General features: G+C 57.6%; 17 protein-coding genes. 6 read left to right on the top strand and 11 right to left on the bottom strand.

The genetic code is table 11. The features are described 5' to 3' along the window. Positions 1-1,244, top strand: a 1,244-nt coding sequence (locus tag B3873_RS06095; RefSeq protein WP_286864648.1) for a TonB-dependent receptor, incomplete at its 5' end; no start/stop codon positions are given. Positions 1,245-1,421: 177 nt separating this feature from the next. On the opposite strand, the gene B3873_RS06090 is transcribed toward B3873_RS06095, so the two are convergent. The 9 genes from B3873_RS06090 to B3873_RS26670 form a co-directional block, all read right to left on the bottom strand. Further along, entirely contained in the window at positions 1,422-3,176 is a 1,755-nt protein-coding gene (locus B3873_RS06090; RefSeq protein WP_286864646.1) for a putative bifunctional diguanylate cyclase/phosphodiesterase, read from the bottom strand. A 12-nt stretch (positions 3,177-3,188) separates the two neighbouring features. Further along, positions 3,189-3,626 (bottom strand): response regulator, encoded by a 438-nt coding sequence (locus B3873_RS06085; protein ID WP_286864644.1) that lies wholly within the window; start codon positions 3,624-3,626, stop codon positions 3,189-3,191. Beyond that, on the bottom strand, positions 3,627-4,805 hold the full coding sequence (locus B3873_RS06080) for a PAS domain-containing sensor histidine kinase (protein ID WP_286864643.1): 1,179 nt from the start codon (positions 4,803-4,805) through the stop codon (positions 3,627-3,629). Positions 4,806-4,901: 96 nt separating this feature from the next. Further along, positions 4,902-5,546, bottom strand: a complete 645-nt coding sequence (locus tag B3873_RS06075; RefSeq protein ID WP_276841861.1) for a TetR/AcrR family transcriptional regulator — start codon at positions 5,544-5,546, stop codon at positions 4,902-4,904. Positions 5,547-5,594: 48 nt separating this feature from the next. Continuing rightward, a complete protein-coding gene (locus tag B3873_RS06070; RefSeq protein ID WP_286864641.1) occupies positions 5,595-6,632 on the bottom strand; it encodes a sensor domain-containing diguanylate cyclase in 1,038 nt (345 codons plus the stop codon). Positions 6,633-7,752: 1,120 nt separating this feature from the next. After that, positions 7,753-8,178 carry an SMI1/KNR4 family protein gene (locus B3873_RS06065; RefSeq protein ID WP_286864640.1) on the bottom strand — a complete coding sequence of 142 codons (426 nt, stop codon included), beginning with the start codon at positions 8,176-8,178 and terminating at the stop codon, positions 7,753-7,755. An 82-nt stretch (positions 8,179-8,260) separates the two neighbouring features. Further along, positions 8,261-9,553, bottom strand: a complete 1,293-nt coding sequence (locus tag B3873_RS06060; protein ID WP_286864639.1) for a tyrosine-type recombinase/integrase — start codon at positions 9,551-9,553, stop codon at positions 8,261-8,263. Positions 9,554-9,566: 13 nt separating this feature from the next. Then, complete coding sequence (locus tag B3873_RS06055; protein ID WP_286864637.1) at positions 9,567-9,956, bottom strand: helix-turn-helix domain-containing protein; 390 nt, start codon at positions 9,954-9,956, stop codon at positions 9,567-9,569. Positions 9,957-10,278: 322 nt separating this feature from the next. Further along, complete coding sequence (locus B3873_RS26670; protein ID WP_353745020.1) at positions 10,279-10,665, bottom strand: DUF2946 domain-containing protein; 387 nt, start codon at positions 10,663-10,665, stop codon at positions 10,279-10,281. Positions 10,666-11,046: 381 nt separating this feature from the next. Here B3873_RS26670 and B3873_RS06050 point away from each other — a divergent pair, with 381 nt between their 5' ends. Continuing rightward, positions 11,047-12,621, top strand: coding sequence for a subtype B tannase (locus B3873_RS06050; RefSeq protein WP_286864634.1), 1,575 nt, complete (start codon positions 11,047-11,049; stop codon positions 12,619-12,621). An 83-nt stretch (positions 12,622-12,704) separates the two neighbouring features. Here the strand turns inward: B3873_RS06050 and copD are convergent, their stop codons facing one another. Both copD and copC read right to left on the bottom strand, forming a co-directional pair. Further along, positions 12,705-13,589, bottom strand: a complete 885-nt coding sequence (gene copD, locus B3873_RS06045) for a copper homeostasis membrane protein CopD (protein ID WP_286864633.1) — start codon at positions 13,587-13,589, stop codon at positions 12,705-12,707. After that, entirely contained in the window at positions 13,586-14,104 is a 519-nt protein-coding gene (copC, locus tag B3873_RS06040) for a copper homeostasis periplasmic binding protein CopC (protein ID WP_286864632.1), read from the bottom strand. Before copC ends, copD begins: the two co-directional genes overlap by 4 nt. A 142-nt stretch (positions 14,105-14,246) precedes the next feature. On the opposite strand from copC, the gene B3873_RS26665 reads away from it, so the two are divergent. The 4 genes from B3873_RS26665 to B3873_RS06025 form a co-directional block, all read left to right on the top strand. Next, positions 14,247-14,624: a DUF2946 family protein gene (locus B3873_RS26665; protein WP_084320008.1), complete on the top strand. Its 378-nt coding sequence runs from the start codon at positions 14,247-14,249 to the stop codon at positions 14,622-14,624. Between the two features lie 129 nt (positions 14,625-14,753). Then, on the top strand, positions 14,754-16,934 hold the full coding sequence (locus tag B3873_RS06035) for a TonB-dependent receptor (protein WP_286864630.1): 2,181 nt from the start codon (positions 14,754-14,756) through the stop codon (positions 16,932-16,934). 5 nt (positions 16,935-16,939) lie between these two features. Then, on the top strand, positions 16,940-18,433 hold the full coding sequence (locus B3873_RS06030; protein WP_286864628.1) for a PepSY domain-containing protein: 1,494 nt from the start codon (positions 16,940-16,942) through the stop codon (positions 18,431-18,433). 174 nt (positions 18,434-18,607) lie between these two features. Further along, the coding region (locus B3873_RS06025; protein ID WP_286864627.1) for an SDR family oxidoreductase at positions 18,608-19,219 on the top strand (612 nt) is incomplete at its 3' end.

The raw sequence follows: 19,219 nt of genomic DNA, 5'->3' as shown, positions 1-19,219 counted from the left end.
TGACCCTCGACCACAAGTTCAGCGAAAAGCTGGCCTGGCGCTCGGTACTGCGCACCTATGATTTCGACCTTGACCGCAACTACACCACCATCAGCCGGGTCACCCAGACCGCCAATCCGACGGTGACGATCGCCCAGGCCCATCGCCAGCGTGCCGAGCGTGGCTTGTTCTGGCAAAACGAACTGACCCAGAAACTGCAACTGGCGGGCATGCATCACGAGCTGTTGTATGGCGTGGAATACAGCTGGCAAAACAAGACTGACTGGCAGGTCACGCGCAACAATGCGGCGACCTATTCCCTGTTCAATCCGGTGCTGGCCAACTTGTCGCCCATTGCAGCCAACGCCGTGCCGAACATCAATGCGGAGACCCGGATCAATACGCTGGCCACCTATGTCCAGGACCTGATCAGCCTGACGCCGCAATGGAAACTGCTGGCCGGTCTGCGCTATGAGCGCCTGTCCCAGGACCGTGATGACAGAGTCGCCAAATCCAGCCTCAATCGCGTCGACACCCCGCTGTCGCCCCGTGTGGGCCTGGTCTATCAGCCCGATGAGCGCACCTCGCTGTATGCCGGCTACAGCCGTTCCTTCCAGCCGCTGGCGGACTCCTTCGTCTTCTACGGCAACAGCGCCCAGCTGGAACCGACCAAGACCGAAAGCAAGGAGGTCGGCATCAAGTACGAGCTCAACGACAAGACCAGCCTGACGGCCGCGCTGTTCGAGATGACGCAGAACAACATCCAGGTTGCCGACCCGACCCGGCCGGGCTTTGCCATCAACGTCGGTCAACAGCGCACACGCGGCGTGGAATTGTCCGCCAGCGGCGAGCTTGCGCCGCACTGGAATCTCATCGCCGGCTATGCCTACATGAATGGGCTCATCGTGCAATCCAGCGGGCTGACCTCCGCTGGCACGCCCTTCCAGGGTAACGTGTCCTCCCTTACGCCGCGTCACACCTTCAACTTGTGGCTCAAGCGCGATCTGCCTGATGGCTACTGGGTGGCGGCGGGCGCGCGGGCCGAATCGGCGCGGTTCGCTTCCTCTGACAACCTGACGGTATTGCCCGGCTATGCAGTCATCAATCTTGGCGCAGGTTATGTAGCCGAGAAGTTTGACGTCACGCTGTCACTGAAGAATCTGCTGGATCGCAGCTACTTCATCTCCGCCCACAGTGCCGCCAACGATTACAACATGCCCGGCGAGCCGCGCAGCCTGCTGGTGAGCACGCGTTACCGGTTCTGATTGCGGAGCGGCCGCGTACGTGCTTTGCGCCGCATCGGATCCTGTCCCCTTGCAGACAAGAGCCGATGCGGCGGGGAGCAAGTCGCGGCCGGCCTGGCCCGGATCTCCAGGACTACTGATGATTTGAGAAGTCAGCCCCGGTACGGTATATATTCCCTCGGTCATCATGAAATGGATTCAACCCTCAGCGTTAGCGGGATGGCTTGAGCGTATCGTACGGTTGCTGTCTGCAGCCAGGAGCGAGTACTCGAATTCACTCGCTATCAGCGGTTTTGAAAAATAGTAGCCTTGCAGGATGTCGGCTCCCGGCGCTTGGCACAACTGCATTTGCGCCAATGTTTCCACCCCTTCGACGATGACTTCCAGGTCGAGGCTCTTGGCCAATGTGATGATGGACCGCAATAGACGAACATCCTCGGGCGATTGCGGTACCTGCTGCATGAAGCTCTTGTCAATCTTGAGAACGGATATCGGTAGCTGCCGCAAATACGACATCGATGAATAGCCGGTGCCGAAGTCGTCCAGTGCGATGATCACCCCCATTTCCCTTAGCTGCGTCAAGGCGGCAGCCGCATTCGTAAAATCGGCCACCAAAATGTTCTCCGTCACTTCGACGGACAGACGAACGTCATCGAGGTCGGTATATTCCAGGTCTCTTCTGAACGCATCCGGGAAGGAGCGATCTCGCAACGTTGATGCGCTGATGTTGATTGCCATCTGAAAAGACTTGTCGACCCTGCCTTCTTCGCGCCATGCGCGTAGCTGACGCAGCGATGCCTGGCGGGTATAGCCATCAATGATCGCCATCATGCCGCATTCCTCGGCAATGGAAATGAAGCGGTCCGGAGCGAGCAATCCCAGTAGCGGGTGCTGCCATCGCACGAGTACCTCCGCCCCGCAAATCGCCAGGCTGTTGGCGTCGACAAACGGTTGATAGAAAACTCTCAGCTGCTCTGCGAGATCCTTGGAACGCAACGCGTTCTCTATTCCCATCCGGTACAGCACCTTCGCCTGCAACTGCTCGGAATAGAAATAGAAGCCGTTCCGATGGGTGTTCTTGACCTGATACATCGCCAGATCGGCATACCTGCACAAGTCAGCGGCACTCCGAGCACACTCCGGATAGGACGCAATGCCGATGCTGCATGTGACGATCTGCTCGATGTTGTCGAACACGAAGGGATCTTCCATGGCCTTCATGATGCGCGCAGACAAATCGATGAGATCCTGCGTGCCCGAGATATCCTGCGCGATGATGGCAAATTCATCGCCGCCCAGCCGTGCAGCCATTTCGCCAGGATGCAATGCGCCCAGCAATCTCTTCGCGACGATTTTGAGCAGCATGTTGCCAGCAGAATGGCCATAACAATCGTTGAGCAGCTTGAAATTGTCCAGGTCCATGAACAGGATGCCAAAGCGCATGTCTTCTTGACGCGCACGCTCCAATGTCGTCGCCAGTTTGTTGTCGAAACAGTAGCGATTGGCCAGGCCGGTCAACGGATCGTTTTCGGCCAGGAGTTGCAGCCGACGATGCGCGTCCAGCAATTGCAGCTTGAGCCCCTGACGCGTCTTGGCATGAAGCAGGGCCTTGCGGCATATTTGCGCGGACACTTCGCTCTTTAGCAGGAAGTCCTGCGCGCCGGCTTCGATGCATCGGCACCCCAACTCCTCTTCCGCCGGGCCGCCGGTCAGGACGATCACGGCCACATTGTGGGTCGCCGTTCGGTTGATTGCATGCAGGGCATCCAGGCAATCCATGTCCGGAAGACGATAATCCAGCAGCACCGCATCGAATTCGCGCTGCGTCAGCGCTTTCAACCCTTCCAGGGCGGTCGCTGCCTCGGCAATCTCGCTCGATACTCTGGCCGCGTGGATAGTTTTGGCAATGGACATCCGGTCCACCGCGTCATCATCGATAATCAGAAGTTTCACGGAGGCGTTCCTTTACTCACAGGGTTGCGGCAACTCAACAATGCGCCAGTAGTGTTCCAGCAAACCAACGGCGGTCATGAAATCACGATCGACAGCGCTTTTCGTCATGTAGCCGGCGATATGTCGCTCGTAGGCCATCGCCATGTCCTCTTCAGCCTTGGAAGTGGTCAGCACAAAGACGACCGTCTTGGTCAATACCTTGTCGGCGCGTAGCTCCCTGAGGAACTCGATGCCGTTCATGCGCGGCATGTTCAGGTCAAGCAGCACGAGGGATGGTGCCGGCACGACTCCGCTGCGCAGCATGTCAAGCGCCTCCAGGCCGTCTTTGGCGCGAAAACACGGATTGGCGACTTTCAACTTTTCGAGAGCTCTGTACAGACCCATGACGTCGATATCATCGTCGTCGACGATCAGCAGTGAGACTTCTTTTCGAAGCTCGGGAGAAGGCATTCAGGCCTCCCGATTCGAGGTCGCCACAATTGGCCAGGTGAAAATGAATGTGCAACCGCGTTCAGCCGGCGCGTTGCTGCGCAGGCGGATGGTGCCGCCGGCGCTCTCCACCAGCTTCTTGACCAATGCCAATCCCATGCCGCTCCCTTCCACTTCGTCGCGCGGCCGCAAGGTCTGGAACATCTGGAATACGCGCTGATGAAATATTGGAGCAATGCCCGGCCCGTCGTCGCTTACCGTGAATTCCGCCAGATCATCACCTGACCTGCATATCACGACGGTGATCGTTCCATGCTGGCGGTCGTGATGTTTGACTGAATTGGACACCAGGTTGCGCAATACTTGCTCCAGTGTTGCCTGGCAGGTCCGCATGGGAAAGTATTGGCCCTCAAGATGCAATGTGAAGGTCGAGACGGGGAGATAGGCATCGAAGATCTGTTGCACGAGCTCATAGGCATTGATGTCGTCCATCAGCAATTGAGATCGTCCGACCCGCGAGTACAGCAGCAGATCGTCGAGCAATTTGTCCATGCGTGCGATGCGTTGTTGCATCATGCGCAGATGCTCCTCGATGGAGGTTGAATTGCGCGCCACCAGATCTTCTCTGATCCAGTTTGCGAGCTGGCCGATGCCGCGCAAGGGCGACTTCAGGTCGTGAGAAGCCACATACGCAAAGGCCAACAATTCATCATTGCTGCGCTTGAGTTCGATCTGTTGAGCTTCCAGCCTGTGGTTGGCGATAACCCGCTCGGTAATGACGCTGTGAGAAATGACGAAGAAGCTTTTCATTTCCAACACTGGTGCTATCCGCATCATGAACCAGCGCTGTTCATCGGGACTATGGCATGGGTACTCATATTGGAAGAACGGTTCATCAAAGTCGAGAACGGACCTGATGCCTGCATACACGTTCGTTCCGTCACATTCGCCACTGTCGCTTGCCGAACGGCATACGGAAAGATAGCTCGTGCCAATCCACTTGTATTCGGAGGGCATGCCGTTATCTTTACCGAATTGGCACCATGTCCGGTTGACGTAATGGATCACCCCGGCGCGGTCTATCAATGCAATCTGGCTGTCGATAGAGTCCAGGGCTGCCCGGAGCAGTCCGGGAAAACGGCTTGCCCCGGACTGCTCGGATTGCGCTTGACGATGTCCTTCTTCAAGGTCCCTCTTCATGACTGCGCTCCCATCCTCTAAGTCAATTAAACCGACCAGGACCAATACCCCATCGAGCAGTTCATCCAGGCTGTCGTCCCGGCCGGTCTTGCCGTATCAGGGCTCATAGATGCACAGGAACATATCGACCCCTCTGCGAACGCGCCGGCTTGTTTCCTCATGACTTGGCGTGGGCAGTGAGCCCATCATCATCTGCCAGACCTCGGCGCCATGCCATAAGCCGACGATATCTCCGACGGCTTGAGAGGCATCACATGAGATGAGTCTGCCGTTCGCCATCCCTTGCTCGACAATTCGCGTCAGCAATGCAATGTCCCGGCTTCGGGCCTCCAGGAACAAGCGTTCAACCAGGCTGGAGTATGTCTTGTTTGTCGAGGCCAGAAGCCGCGTCCCACTGAATTCCTTGCGCAGGCTGATGCCGCTCAGATAATCCATGCCAAGTTCGTACAAGGCATCGGCCAGTGGCTTTCCCAAGATACCGGCAGACTTGTCCTGTGACTTCCCAATCGCTGTCTCGGCGTCTCGCAACAGCTCTGCAACGAAGGCTTCCTTGTCTTCGAAATAGCTATAGAAAGTGCGCCTGGCCACACCGGCATTCACTGCAATCGATTCGATATTGAAGTCCAGACCATGTTTCAATATCAGCATCCGTCCAGCATCAAGAAGCCGGACTCTGCTCTCAGGATTGCGTGGCCGCCCGGAACGTCTCCTTGTCGCGCCCAACTCGGAATGAACTTGCATCGTGAAGCTCCCCCATCATCGACTGACCAGATAACTTGAAATTATTGGTTATTGCTTGACAGCTTGATTCAGGCTCGCCAACTTGTTCGTACGGTCGCTTGTATTCGCATATGGTTTGATGTCAGCGGCAATCTCCACGCGATTGCGCCCGCTATTTTTAGCGCGATAGAGTGCCGAGTCGGCCAGGCAAAGCAGCGCAGTGCAATCCTGTCCAGATTGATAGGTCGCGACGCCGAAGCTGCATGTCCGCTTGCCCACAAAGACGAAGCTGTGACGCTCGACAATCAATCTCAGTTTCTCAGCCATGCGCGAGGCAGCCACTACATCGCACTCCGGCAAGATGAGCAGAAATTCTTCTCCTCCCCACCGACCCACCACATCCGTGGCGCGGACATTTGCCCTCAGAATTTCCGCGATACGTACAAGCACGGCGTCTCCGGCCGAATGTCCAAACTTGTCATTCACTTCCTTGAAATGATCAACATCGAGCAGTACCAGCGACAACTTTTTTCGATATCGATGGGCACGCGTGATTTCGCTCTCGAGTGCATCGTCCAGCTTCATTCTGTTGGCCAGGCCCGTCAATTTATCCGTGACTGCCAGCAGCGAAAGTTTTTCATTCAGCCGCTCTATGCGTTGTTCAGCCAGCTTGCGTCCGGTAATGACGTTGTGAGAAATGATGTAGCGATTTTCTGCCTCCAGCACCGGAGCGATGCGCATCATGAACCAGCGCTGCTCATTGGGGCTATGGCATGGATATTCGTACTGAAAGCATGGCGCGTCTGATTCGAGAACGGATTTGATACCGGCATACACCTGTCGTCCATCACAGTCGCCCCTGTTGCCAGCCGCCCGGCAGACCGCAAGATAGTTGGAGCCGATCCAGGTGTATCCGGAGGGCATGCCATTCTCGTTGCCGAAATCGCACCATGACTTGTTCACGTAATGGATCACTCCGGCACCGTCGATCAATGCGATTTGACTGTCCAGGGAATCCATGGCTGCCTGGAGCAGTCCGGGGAAATCGCTGGCCGCAGGTTTGTCGGTCCGTGATTGATGATGGCTGACTTGAAGGTCCCTCTTCATGCCCCAGTCCAATCCTTTAATTTAATTAAACAGATCAGGATGAATATGTGAACAATTGCCATTCTTTCGAAGCGCATTCCCTCTCGTGGCGCTGGCTTCCAGGATCTTTTGGAAGCGCATTCGACGCAACACACCCGCCCGTTTGGGCCGGCCCAACTGGTTCGCAGTGGTAATGATTGAGGTACTGGTCAATCTGCTTTAATCGACATGAAGATGACGCGAAAAGCGCCCTCCTGCGGATCCGGATCCGTCGCTCAACTGGTCTTGAATGACCTGATGTTCGCAGCCATGGAAGCCGGTTACCGGCTTGCGCCAATCAAGGCAGCATGCACTGCTGAGCAAAAAGCTAGCCAAACTTGTGAACTGATGGCCTTACGCAATGTGATTGACGAAGGCTGGCGAGCGGGCGCTCGACATGCTGTTCCAGACCTTCTGCTATCCCTGACAGGCAAGCATGCTCGTCTCGCGCGAGCAGCATCGTGTGAGCCTTGACGACGTTACGCATTTTCCCACCCCCCGTTACGCAACTAGCCTAGCGACATCGCTATTTTTCTTGATGGCGATGACCAGAATCCGAGACCGCCCAGGATATGCCTCCGGGGTCAGAACAAGGAATCCGTGATCAGCAACCTGAAGGACACGCTATCGTCTGTCCAACAATTCAGCGTGTACCCATTTTTAGCAGAGCCGTGGAGCCGGCCTTTCTGGCAAATTTTGTCGAGCCCCCCAACAACAGCATCCCTGCTTAGTTTTCATCATGCCGTAGACCATGGATGGTCGCGGATTCAACGTGGGATGGTGAACTGACAAAAAAGACCCTGTTCGCAGCGTATCAAGCATCCCCCGATGTCAGTGATACGCCCGTTCAATGCTAACCACTAAGTTAACTAATTTCAAGCCCTTAGTTGAATTATCGATTACCTATTCCCGCCCCTGTTTCTTGTTCGCAATACCGGTCCTCCTGACAAAACACAATCGCCTCTGTCGTCTTCGCTTCAGTGTTCAATTCGAAAACCGCAGATTTTTCGTGCAGCCTGTACTCACACCTGGGCTGGCGATTGCGTCGCATTAGCCGGCCATCCGACCTGATTGCTGAAGCCATCGGCACGTCCACAAATACTCAAGAAGCCGAAAGAGATTCAAAAAGTTTGCTGCGCTCGGTCCATAACTGCTGGAGCGACACGTCCAGAAAGAACGGCTCGTCACCGTCTTCTGGCCACCATTCGAACACACGTCCCTCCGCGGTCATGCCCCAGGTCGACCCGATCCCATAGTCTCCGAAGGCCACTGCTGCGGACCATAGTGATGCAGCGGCCGGCAAGCCGCGCAGAACTTGCGTGAGCCTTAGCATGGTCACCGAGGAGAACACCTCTCTTCGAGCCAGCGGGTAAAGAAACCGTGCTTCGGACGGCCCGGTAAAACCGTTGGCGCTGAGGTAGGCATTGCGCAACTCCGTCGGCAATGAAAAACCAAGGATGCATTCCGCATCGAGGATTTCCCGCTCAGTACAAGGCTGGCCGCTCTCCAGCACTTCCAAATCCGACATCAAGAACATAAGAAAACAGCGAGCCCGAAGCCCGACTCAGAATGCAAACCAATCTTCAGCTGCCGACTGGTCGCGAATTGATTCATGCGGGTGCCATCTGCCTGCCCTGCATGAGTTGTTCCAAGACTTGTGCCAGCCGTGTCATCCAGAGCCGTTTCAGAGCAGCGTGAGCTTGTCCGGCAGTAGACAGGCGCAGACGATTGCCGAGCTGCCCCTGCACTGCGGCAAGGATGTCCGGCGGACATTCCATCGTCTTGAGCAACTCTACAGCGGCACGTCGAAGGTCATTGGGAGTCCAGTCCGAAATGGGCAGGCGCGGTCGCTGATATTCAGGGCGGGAATCGCAGTCCTCGCGTGCATTCCAGACAGCCACGCCGACATTCTTGGGATCAAAGCGTCCGCCCTTGCGTCCCTCGAACAGATAGCCCGTCCCGCTGCCCAGAAGCCGACGCTGCACGATCTCCAGCGCCCGGCCCACAAGCGGAACACGAAAATCATTAGCGGCTCTGCGTCGCTGGGGGCGCAGCTTCACCTCCGGGATCGTCCACCACCAGCCATCTTGCTCCTCGCTGATCTCGCGGGCGTGCATGGCACAAATTTCCTTTCCGGGAGCGCATGTCCAGGCAAACAGCGTCAGGATATCTTCGTTGGTACTGGTGAAATGATGGAGCCACGGCAATAGAACCGCGAGCTCATTGACCGACAGCAGACGCTTTACGGGGCCGCGATGCACGCCCTTGATACGAACGCCTTTGCTCTTGAACTCACCACGCATGACGCTACGCCACACATTGACGCACTTGGCAGGAAGCAATCCATGCGCAATGGCGTAGTCCCAGGCAGCACCCAGTTCGCGTCGCGTGATAGTGCCTTGCTTGGGCCGATCCAAGAAGCCACCAAGAAAATCCGCAGCCATGTCTGCATCGACCGCCTGTGCTGGAAGGTCGGCCAATTCACCCAGCGTGCGCGCGAAAATACGCCACACTTCCTTGGCCCCTCTTTCGCCCCAATGATGCTTGACGTGTCCCTCGTAGTAACGCAAGCCGATTTGCTGCACCGTCAGTTGCGCAGCGGACTCATTGGACATTGATCCGGAATCACGTTGTGGGGGTTGCGCTTGCCGATGCACCGTTGACGGATCGATCCCCTGATCACGCAAACTCTTGAGTTGCCGCCATTGGCGAACGGCCGAGTTCAATGACATGTTGGGCCATTCGCCCAGTTTGACCTGGCGAATCCTGCCATCATTCGGATTCTTGTAGCGATAAATCCAGTTGTACATGCTCTCGTTGGCACGCAAGCGCAAGCCACGATGCTTGGGGATGGTGAGATGTTTGCCAGCGGGCAGAGATTGCACTGTGATTGCATTGAACATGTTTTCTTCTCCGTCAGAGCCATTCAGAGGTCAGCCAATTCATTTGGCTTTGCCGATCTTGAGGTGGGCCGCCAGTTTGGGATGACGGAAGGAAATTCAGATGCTGACTGCGGTATGACATGTGGAGATCAGTGGGTGTCGGAAATTTTTCCATCATCGAGGCCCACGCTGCTTTCACCTCAGGGGCCTTCGAACGTTCAAGATCGACATCGATCAGGACGCGAGCAACCGGAATGCCGGTTAGCTGGGCCACCTTCACTGCTGTCGCATCGCCGATACCACTTTTTCCACTTTTCATATGGCTGATCGCACTGCGCGTCACCCCCAGTACATTTGCCAATGCCTGGTCGGACTGCAGGTCGAGCTTTCTCTTTACCAATTCCAAATAATCATTCGTTTGCATATGGCCTCCTGGGGCCGGACAGGCCGGGGTAACAAACCTCGTGATGGACGTCTCGATTGGAGATCATGCAATCGGACGTACGTGTGTTGCGGCATCCTGAACGGAGCGTTCGCTGAATGGATCGGGAGAGAAATGAGAAAGCCTCCGCGCTGACTGCGCTCGCTTTCCCATTGTGATGAGCCGATGGCATGCATCCCTGCCTGGATGCATGCTGCTTGCTCATGTTCTGCCTTGCTGAACATCTGTGGTTAGACTGGCCAGGCAGACAAAGACCTGCACAAGTTCGCGAAAGAGACTTGTGCAACACACAGAATCAAGGCGGTCAAACGAGAGTCGGAGGAGCTCGACTGCGATGTGCCGTGGGAGCCAGAGCCGGGACCACGGTGAAGTCAGTAATGAAGAAGACTGGATGCACCAGTACCGCAATCAGCGAGGCGATACCCGGCGCAGCAGACGGTAGTGTCGGTGCGTGCTGCTGAAGGACACAATAGCCGCAGTGTGCTCCGTCGACGGGCATTTTCTCCTGCCCTGCCGTACTGTTTCCTGTTACCGCGACGCGCTTGGTGCCACTGGCACTACAGACTTCCATCCAGGTGAGGTGGCTATTGGAGGCCAGCGTCCGCGAAATGGTTGGAGCGGCAGCACCAAACACCATCACGCATAGCGCAAGCCATGCGAGCAGTTGATGAAAGCGTCGGCTCAAAATCATGTTCGGAGGTCTGGAAACGAGAGGCAAAAATAGGATCTGGCGTAACCTATGATAAGCCCGCATTCGCAGATGATGACGCTGCATGGACCCGACTGCGTCAATTTGCCGCAGCCAGGTCATGTGCAATGCGACTTCCGTAGTTGCTTGGCGTCGGAATCTCCCTGTCGGGTACTGATCAAATTCTCGTCAAAACAATCGCGCCGTCCATGAAGTAAATTTCTGAAAACCAGCTTGAAGAACTTCTCGACCGATATGATCTTCAGGCAGGCCATTTCTGGCACAGTCTGCGCGGAGAAGATCCAAGGGGGACGCCCTGTTTTCCCTTCGTGAACCAGGCGACGCAATGGGCATGGCTTTAAATTTCAACAAGGCAACAACCTCATGAATCGACGAGAATTCAATTTGGCACTGCTCGCAGCGGCCACGGTTTCCAAGGTCGCTTTTGCGCAGCCGATCCGAGAGAACCCGCAACTACTGCTGGACACGGAGCATTACAAACATCAACAGGTAACGGTTGATGGGCAGGTCATCCAGGTACGCGCCTTTGAGGGCATCCCCTATGTGGCGCGACCCGTCGAGCCCGAGTACCAGGTACTCAACCTGTACATTCCCGAGACCTACTTTCAGGGCGGCCGCATCGGTAGCTTCGACGCGCGTAGCGCCCCGATCTTCTTTCCCAATGCGGTAGGCGGCTACATGCCCGCAAAACCAGGGACTCTTGCCGGAGGCGGCTTTCCAGCGGGACCGCCGGGTGGCCAACGTGGGCAGCAACACAATCCGCCGCCAGGCCTGCCTCCGGGGGCCTTGCCACCTCCCCCTATGGACACAAATACCGTCAGCGCCAGTGCCGTGGCCCTGGCGCGTGGATTCATCGTAGCGGCCCCGGGTGCGCGGGGACGCACACTGCAAGCGAGCGATGGCCGATGGACCGGCAAGGCACCTGCCGCCATCGTCGATCTCAAGGCGGCAGTGCGCTGGTTACGCTACAACGCTGGCCGCTTCCCCGGCAACCCCGAACGCATCATCTCCAATGGCACCAGCGCGGGTGGTGCCTTGTCAGCGCTGTTGGGTGCCAGCGGCAATCACCCTGACTACGAGGCTGAGCTCAACAAGCTAGGGGCAGCGCCGGGGCGCGACGATATCTTCGCCGTATCCGCTTATTGCCCCATTACCAATCTGGCGCATGCAGATGAAGCCTACGAATGGCAGTTCGAGGGCTTGCGAGAGTATCGCAATGTGGCCATCTCGATGCTTGATTACAAAATTCAGCGTCAGGAAGTCGTGGGGCAGCTCAGTGATGCGCAGTTGCAGCTGTCGGCGCAACTGCGTGCGGCATTTGTCGACTATGTCAATGCCTTGGGCTTGCGTTCGCCGGAGGGAGGCACGCTCAGCCTGCAGACCGATGGTCACGGACCATTGCGTGATCATATCGCCGGGCTGCTTCTCGACTCAGCCCGCAAGGCCCAGGCCGGCGGCACCGATCTGGGTCAGCCGGCATGGCTTCAGCTTCGCGATGACAAGGTGGTAGCAGTCGATTTCAGTGCCTATGCACGTAGTGTCGGACGCATGAAGAGTCAACCAGCCTTCGACGGCCTGGCCCTGGAAACCGGCGAGAATCAGCTGTTCGGTGATGCGAACACCGACAAGCGCCACTTCACCGCATTCTCGGCGCAGCACAGCAAGGTGTCCGGTGCTGGCCTGGCTGAGCCACAGACGGTCAAGGCCATGGATGCGATGCAGGAAATCGCTGATGCGCGCTCCGTAGTAGCGCAACGCTGGCGCATCCGACAAGGCACGATGGATCGGGATACCTCGCTGGCGGTGCCGACGCTGCTCGCTGCAGCGGCACGGCAGCGTGGCGCACAGGTCAATCTGGAGTTCGCCTGGAACCGCCCACATAGTGGCGATTACGACCTGGAGTCGCTGTTTGCATGGATCCAGGCGCAGGTGAGTTAGGCTGGGGAGACCGGATATCTCGGAGCGCAAGAGCATGTGCTCAAGACGTCACGCTGCGGCGCTTTGCCGCAGTGGCAGCATTTTCAATTTGGCTGCAACATTCCCAGCCATGCCAGCAACATCAACGCAAACCAGGAGAGCAAAATTTCCGCCAGGGTCAGACGGCGTATCTGTCGCAGGGCATTGCGATGATGACGCATTGATGGCACCAGTACATACCTGTTGAACACGGCAATAGCCATCATTGCGCCAGCCACCAGGATCTTCATGGTCAACAGCGCTTGGTAGCGAAAATGGAAATCCAACGGCAGTCGTCCAAGAATGAGGAGGGTATTGAGCAAGCCTGTCAGGAAAACCAATGCCACCACTGCATGGCCGATATTTGAAAAACGCCGGAAGATTGTACTGACCAGATCCGGATACGTGCGGCGATATTGGTCTGACAGGATCATCAAGACGACAGGCAACGCGCCTATCCAAGCTCCAACGCTCCACACGTGGAGAACGTCGTTTGCCTGATGCAACAGTCCCGTCCATCCCTCATGCATGACGGCATGTCCGGTCAGCGCCAGGCTCGTGAGCATGATGCCGCCACCAGCGATACATGCGAGCAAGCGCATGCGATCCGATGACGTCACGCCGAGCAGGAGCAGGCAAATGGCGACCAGTTGGGTCCACCATGCCGTACCGATTGAGGTGCCGTTGGCTACCGCAGCGAGCATGTCAAGGTGCCAGGCATCAGCCCAGCCATCGCCAAGAATGCTGGCTTGCAGGGGCAAACTGGCAAGCACGGCAGTCAACAGGAGTCCGAACAAAAGACGTCGCCATCCGGCCAGGCGTTGCCATAGCTCGCTCCTGAGCGGCTCTCCCACCAGTACAAACAAGGTCAGGCCGGAGCCCCACAGAAACAGTGCCGCACCATCGAGTGACAGCCGGCAAAGCCCCAACAGAAGCGTGGGAGAAATCAAGGTGCTACGGAAAAGCTATAGCTACCCTCGGTCTTGTGGCCATCTACGGACAAGGCATGCCATTGCACCGTGTAGGTGCCCGGTGCCAGTCGTGTGGGGATCCCCACCATGAATGACTTTCCCTCGTCCATGAGCATGGACTCACCTAATTTGACTTCCTTCTGATCGGGGCCTGACAGCTTGACGCCGCTGAATTTCAGATTCAATCCTTCTGAGAAAGTGAGTGTCAGCTCTGCTGGTGAAGCCACTACCGCCTGATCGCCAGGAATGGCCGTCTTCAGATGGGCGTGCGCCCAGACGAATTGCGCCAGGAAAAGACTGGAAAGGATCACTAGCGACAGGAGGCGCTTAACATTTTTCATTATCTTCAATTCCACTATGGGATCGGCTGAGGGGATGTACTTACCCTGATCGGACCGGTGATTTGATTCATGGAAGCTGACTGAGCCCGCATCCGGGCGCTCATCTTCGCAGGCGACAAGTTTGCCACGACCAAGGCGCAGCACATGCGACATATTGTCGCAGACAAGCGGAATGTGCAGTTGACGAAAATCTTACAAATCCTTTACAGGCAAGGACTTCCTGTCTTTTTCTCACAAGAAGGCTGCGTTTCTGTGACCGGCCGGATCGGCTTCCAGGGCGTTAGAATCTGCGCCCATGAAAACTCGCCTTCCCCGCATGCGCATGATCGCGTGGCTCACCATTGCTGCCCTGCTGGCAATGATGTGGTCGGGAGTGGTGCAAGCACGCATCGGTACCAAGCTTGCCTTAGCTTGGAATGACATATGTTCCGTCTCCGATGATCCAGCTACGACTTCGGGTGGGGCCAGTAGCAAAACCGGGAATGTAGCCCATGCAGGGCACTGCATGTTCTGCGCAAAGCAGGATCTTGCTCACGCATTGCCGTCGCGGTTGGACCTGTCACAGCCTCCATTGCGGATATCGCTGGCCGTCGAGCTTGTCCAGGGAGCGCGACGGACACACACGGCCTGGGCAACTGCCGCCCCACGTGGCCCACCGGGTACACGCTATTGATTCACCCGCTGCGGTCACTGTAGCCGGCATCCCCGCCCGGACGCCCTCAAGAGGCGTTGAAGATGCTGTGTGCCGCGCTTGACTGGGCCTTTCTCAGTCACCCCACGACACCTTCCCCGAGACACTGACATGACAAAAAAATCCCAACCACGCACCCTCGCGTATCCTGCCCGTTCGCTGCCAGCCCAGTTGCGCCGCACGATTGCATATGCTCCCTATGCACTGCCCCTGCTCTGCCTCGCCGCTCCTGTCCAGGCAGAGGAATCCGCCAATGCGTTGCCGGCCATCACGATCAATGCCCAGAGTCCATTGCCGCTGCAAAATCAGGTATCGGTCGGTTCCAATCTGGATCTGACACCATTGCAGACGCCAGCCAGCGTCAGCGTCATCAACCGCCAGCAACTGGAAGAGCGCGGCGACGCCAGCATCACCGATGCCATCACCCGTGCGCCCGGCTACAGCGCCATGGGCCACCCGGGCAACAGCGGCAGCGCGCTGTCGGCACGCGGCTTCACCGATGCCACCTCCGTGATGCGTCTCTATGACGGACTGCGCCAATATGGTGGCGTGGGCGTGAGCTTTCCGTTCGACACCTGGAACATCGACCGTATCGAAGTCCTCAGCGGACCTGCCTCGGTGATCTATGGCGATGGTGCCATCGGCGGTGTGGTCAATGTGATCCCCAAAAAGCCCACACGCGGGAAGATCGAAAACGAAATTGAAACTACCATCGGCACCCACAACACCCGGCGCCTCGGACTGGGTAGCGGCGGCGCCATCAACGAGATGCTTTCCTACCGGGTCGACATCGCTGGAGATCGGTCGGATGGCTGGGTCGATCGCGGCAACACGAATAACCTGAGCCTGTCCGGTGCGCTGCGCCTGGATGTCAATCGCGATCTGTTCGTGCAGCTGAGTTATGCCCAGGGGCATCAGCGTCCGATGGCCTATTTCGGTACGCCCCTGATCAACGGTCAACAAGTCGATGCCCTGCGCGAACGCAACTACAACGTGGCTGACGGCACCATCGACTACAAGGACCGCTGGGCGCAACTGGAAGCCCAGTGGACACCCGATGCCGATACCACGCTGCGCACCCGTCTCTATCAGATCAACAGCAACCGCTACTGGCGCAACGCTGAAAGCTATGTCTACAACAACGCGACCGGACTGGTCGATCGAGGCGATGCCACCGAAATCCGTCATGACCAGTCGCAGACCGGAGTAACTACTGATGCGACTTTCAAGGGGCATCTGGCAGGCCTGAAGAATCAGGTCTCGGTCGGCTTTGATATCAACTCGACGTCTTTTACGCATACCAACAACACCTACAGTGGCAGCTTCAGCTCGGTCAATCCCTATAGCTTCGATCCGGGCAGCTATGCCAGCGGCGTGGGGATTCCGGCTTTCCTGCCTCGCTTCCGCGCGCGAGCTTCGCAGTATTCAGTCTTCTCCGAAGACAAGCTGGACCTGACCGAAAAACTGAGTGTGCTGGCCGGCCTGCGCTTCGATCACGCGGATGTCTCCCGCACCGATCTTGCCGGCGGCACGGGTGGCTTCGATCAAGGCTTCTCCAACCTGGGCTGGCGCCTGGGAACCGTCTATGCCATTACCCCTGACCTGAGTGTCTACGGCCAATACTCGAAGGCGGCGGCGCCCGTGAGCAGCATGCTCTTCATGAGCAAGGCCAACAGCAAATTCAAGTTGTCGACCGGACGACAGATTGAGGCTGGCATCAAGCAGGTGTTCTGGGACAAGCGCGGTGAGTGGACGCTGGCGCTCTACGATATCCGCAAGAACGATCTGCTTACCCGCGATCCGGCCAATCCCAGTACGAGCGTGCAGGTCGGACAGCAGTCCTCGCGAGGGATCGAAGCCAGCCTGTCGCTGGCCCTTTCAGAGCAATGGAAACTGAACGCCAATGCCACCGTGCTGCGCGCACGCTTCGATGACTTCACCGAATCGGTCAGTGGCGCGGCTGTCTCGCGTGACGGCAAGGTACCCACCAACGTCCCCGAGCGTCTGGCCAATGTCTGGCTGAGCTGGAACTTCCTGCCGGCATGGACCGCCAGCGGCGGCCTGCAGTATGTCGGCCAGCGCTATGCCGACAATGCCAATACGATCAGACTGCCCTCCTACACCACCACTGACCTGGCGCTGCAATGGAAGGCCACGCAGGCCACCACGGTCACACTGCGTGCCAACAATGTCTTCGACAAGCGTTATTTCACCACGGCGTATTACACCACCACGCAATGGCTGTATGGTCCCGAGCGCGAAGTTCAGCTGACGCTGAATCATCGCTTCTGAGCCTGATGAAGAAATTGACAGGCAGCCTGCGGCGCTGGACCTATCTCACGCACCGCTGGTGCGGTGTCGCCGGCTGCCTGCTGATGGCGTTGTGGTTTGTCAGCGGCATGGTGATGCTGTTCATCGGTTATCCCAAGCTCACCCCTTGGGACCGATTGGCGGCATTGCCAGCGCTGAGTGCCGCACCAAAATTACCCTCGCAGGTCATGGGAGATGTGCCGGTCAGCCGGCTGCTCCTCAACGCTGCCTCCGGGCAAGCACGCTATATCGTCCAGCGCGCCGATGGCAGCCTGATCAGCATGGATGCTTCCAGTGGCGTCCAGGCAAAGGGCTTTAGCAGCGCTGCGGCACTGCGCAGCGCCAGGGCATTCTCAGGCAGTGAGGACGTTCTATACCTGGGCAGCATCGATGAAGACCGCTGGACCCATTCCGGCAGCCTCAACCCGCATCGCCCCCTGCACATGGTGCAGGTCGGCGATGTTGCGCAGACCTTGCTCTACGTTTCCTCCCGGACCGGTGTGGTCGTGATGCAGGCCAGCCGCTCTCAGCGCATGTGGAATTATGTTGGCGCGTGGCTGCACTGGCTTTATCCCTTGAAGAACCAGTCGCGCGATCCGGTCTGGAGCTGGACCGTTATTGCGCTCTCGGCCGGCTGCGTTCTGGTTGCCTGCAGCGGCATCGTCTTGGGGCTTTGGCGCTGGCGCTTTGCGCGACCTTACAAATCCGGTTCCCGCTCGCCCTTCGCCCCGGGATGGATGCGCTGGCACCATCTGCTCGGTTTGGGCTTTGCTGCCATCACGCTGACATGGATCTTCAGTGGTCTGATGTCGATGAATCCACTGGGTATTTTTTCGCCGACGCAATCGCCGGACCTGGCGCGCTACGAAGGGGCCATCGTCTCCCGGCAGCACATGGATCGCACACCAACGGACATCCTGCAGGCACTGCAGCGGGATGGTTTTCAAGCCGTCGAACTGGAGTGGAAAAATCTAGGCGGGCATGGCTTCGTGCTTGCCCGGGATGCCGCAGATGGTACTCGCATCGTCACCACGGGTGCACAGGGTCTGCTGGTACAGCGGCAATGGCCACAGGCCATGCTGCAAGAGGCCGCTGCAATGCTGCTGCCCGCCAAACTCATGCAGGCAGAGCTGCTCGATGGCGGTGATGCCTATTACTACCGCCGTGCGCCGGAAGCCATGATGGGCGGCGCCGAGCGTCGCCTGCCTGTGCTCAGGTTGCGTTTTGATGATGCGGGCAGCACCCTGGTCTATATCGATCCAGCCACCGGGCAGATCGCTCTCACCGCTGACCGCGCGCAACGCGTGGGGCGCTGGCTGTTCAGCTTCCTGCATAGCTGGGACCTGCATTTCATGCTGGTTGCAGTCGGCTGGAGGGAGGCTGTGCTGATCCTGCTCAGTCTTGGAGGTCTGGGGCTTTCGCTCACAGGGATTGTCATTGCGGTCCGCCGTGTCAATGTAAAGCTGAAAAGCGGCATTTGAGTGGGTCGCACCCAAGAAGGGAGCGGGTTAGTGCGAGTGGCCAGTCCTGATCAGCAGCGCTGGACTGCTGAATTCATGAGTTGATTTCATAAGTCCATGCGGTTTCATATGACTAATCAAAAGAGTGTGCGAGCGCTACGATGTGTCCATCCAAACTTGAATGAGGAGTCAATCGTGAAAGACGTCATCGTAGTCATCGGACCGGGCTCGATCGGACAGGCTATCGCTCGCCGGGTGGGTGCCGGCAAGAAACTTCTGCTGGCCGACATTCGTGTCGAGCACGCCCAGGCTGCCGCCGCCGTTCTTTCCGATGCAGGCTTTGATGCCGAAGTGACCAGCGTCGACATCTCCTCCAGGGAATCGATCCAGGCGCTGGTTGGCAAAGCCAGTTCGCTGGGGAACGTATCGGGCCTCATCCACGCCGCCGGGGTTTCTCCCTCCCAGGCGTCACCCCAGACCATCCTGAAGGTGGACCTCTATGGCACCGCCGTCATTCTGGAAGAATTCGGCAACGTCATCGAACGTGGCGGTTCCGGCGTGGTGATCGCCTCGCAGTCCGGCCATCGTCTCGGCCCTTTGTCCGTTGAGCAAAGCAGGTCCCTCGCGACTTCCCCCACGGAAGAATTGCTGTCCCTGCCGTTCCTGGCGCCGGAGAAAGTCACGGATTCACTGCATGCCTACCAGCTCTCCAAACGTGGCAATGCATTGCGGGTCATGGCTGAAGCCGTGCGCTGGGGCAAGCGTGGCGCACGAGTCAACATGATCAGCCCCGGCATCATCATCACT

The organism is Herbaspirillum sp. UBA812 (assembly GCF_002296545.1).
In the GTDB taxonomy this organism is placed as follows: Bacteria; Pseudomonadota; Gammaproteobacteria; order Burkholderiales; family Burkholderiaceae_D; genus Herbaspirillum; species Herbaspirillum huttiense.
The sequence above is the reverse complement of the archived record's forward strand: the minus strand, read 5'-3'. Positions and strand labels throughout refer to the sequence as shown.

What these genes read in the sequence shown, in the direction of transcription:
- B3873_RS06035 (WP_286864630.1), top strand. Translation starts at nt 14,754, where the DNA reads ATGACAAAAAAATCCCAACCACGCACCCTCGCGTATCCTGCCCGTTCG.
- B3873_RS06055 (WP_286864637.1), bottom strand. Translation starts at nt 9,956, where the DNA reads ATGCAAACGAATGATTATTTGGAATTGGTAAAGAGAAAGCTCGACCTG.
- B3873_RS06050 (WP_286864634.1), top strand. Translation starts at nt 11,047, where the DNA reads ATGAATCGACGAGAATTCAATTTGGCACTGCTCGCAGCGGCCACGGTT.
- B3873_RS26670 (WP_353745020.1), bottom strand. Translation starts at nt 10,665, where the DNA reads ATGATTTTGAGCCGACGCTTTCATCAACTGCTCGCATGGCTTGCGCTA.
- B3873_RS06065 (WP_286864640.1), bottom strand. Translation starts at nt 8,178, where the DNA reads ATGTCGGATTTGGAAGTGCTGGAGAGCGGCCAGCCTTGTACTGAGCGG.
- copC (WP_286864632.1), bottom strand. Translation starts at nt 14,104, where the DNA reads ATGTCGCATGTGCTGCGCCTTGGTCGTGGCAAACTTGTCGCCTGCGAA.
- B3873_RS06075 (WP_276841861.1), bottom strand. Translation starts at nt 5,546, where the DNA reads ATGCAAGTTCATTCCGAGTTGGGCGCGACAAGGAGACGTTCCGGGCGG.
- B3873_RS26665 (WP_084320008.1), top strand. Translation starts at nt 14,247, where the DNA reads ATGAAAACTCGCCTTCCCCGCATGCGCATGATCGCGTGGCTCACCATT.
- B3873_RS06070 (WP_286864641.1), bottom strand. Translation starts at nt 6,632, where the DNA reads ATGAAGAGGGACCTTCAAGTCAGCCATCATCAATCACGGACCGACAAA.
- B3873_RS06060 (WP_286864639.1), bottom strand. Translation starts at nt 9,553, where the DNA reads ATGTTCAATGCAATCACAGTGCAATCTCTGCCCGCTGGCAAACATCTC.
- B3873_RS06085 (WP_286864644.1), bottom strand. Translation starts at nt 3,626, where the DNA reads ATGCCTTCTCCCGAGCTTCGAAAAGAAGTCTCACTGCTGATCGTCGAC.
- B3873_RS06030 (WP_286864628.1), top strand. Translation starts at nt 16,940, where the DNA reads ATGAAGAAATTGACAGGCAGCCTGCGGCGCTGGACCTATCTCACGCAC.
- B3873_RS06080 (WP_286864643.1), bottom strand. Translation starts at nt 4,805, where the DNA reads ATGAAGAGGGACCTTGAAGAAGGACATCGTCAAGCGCAATCCGAGCAG.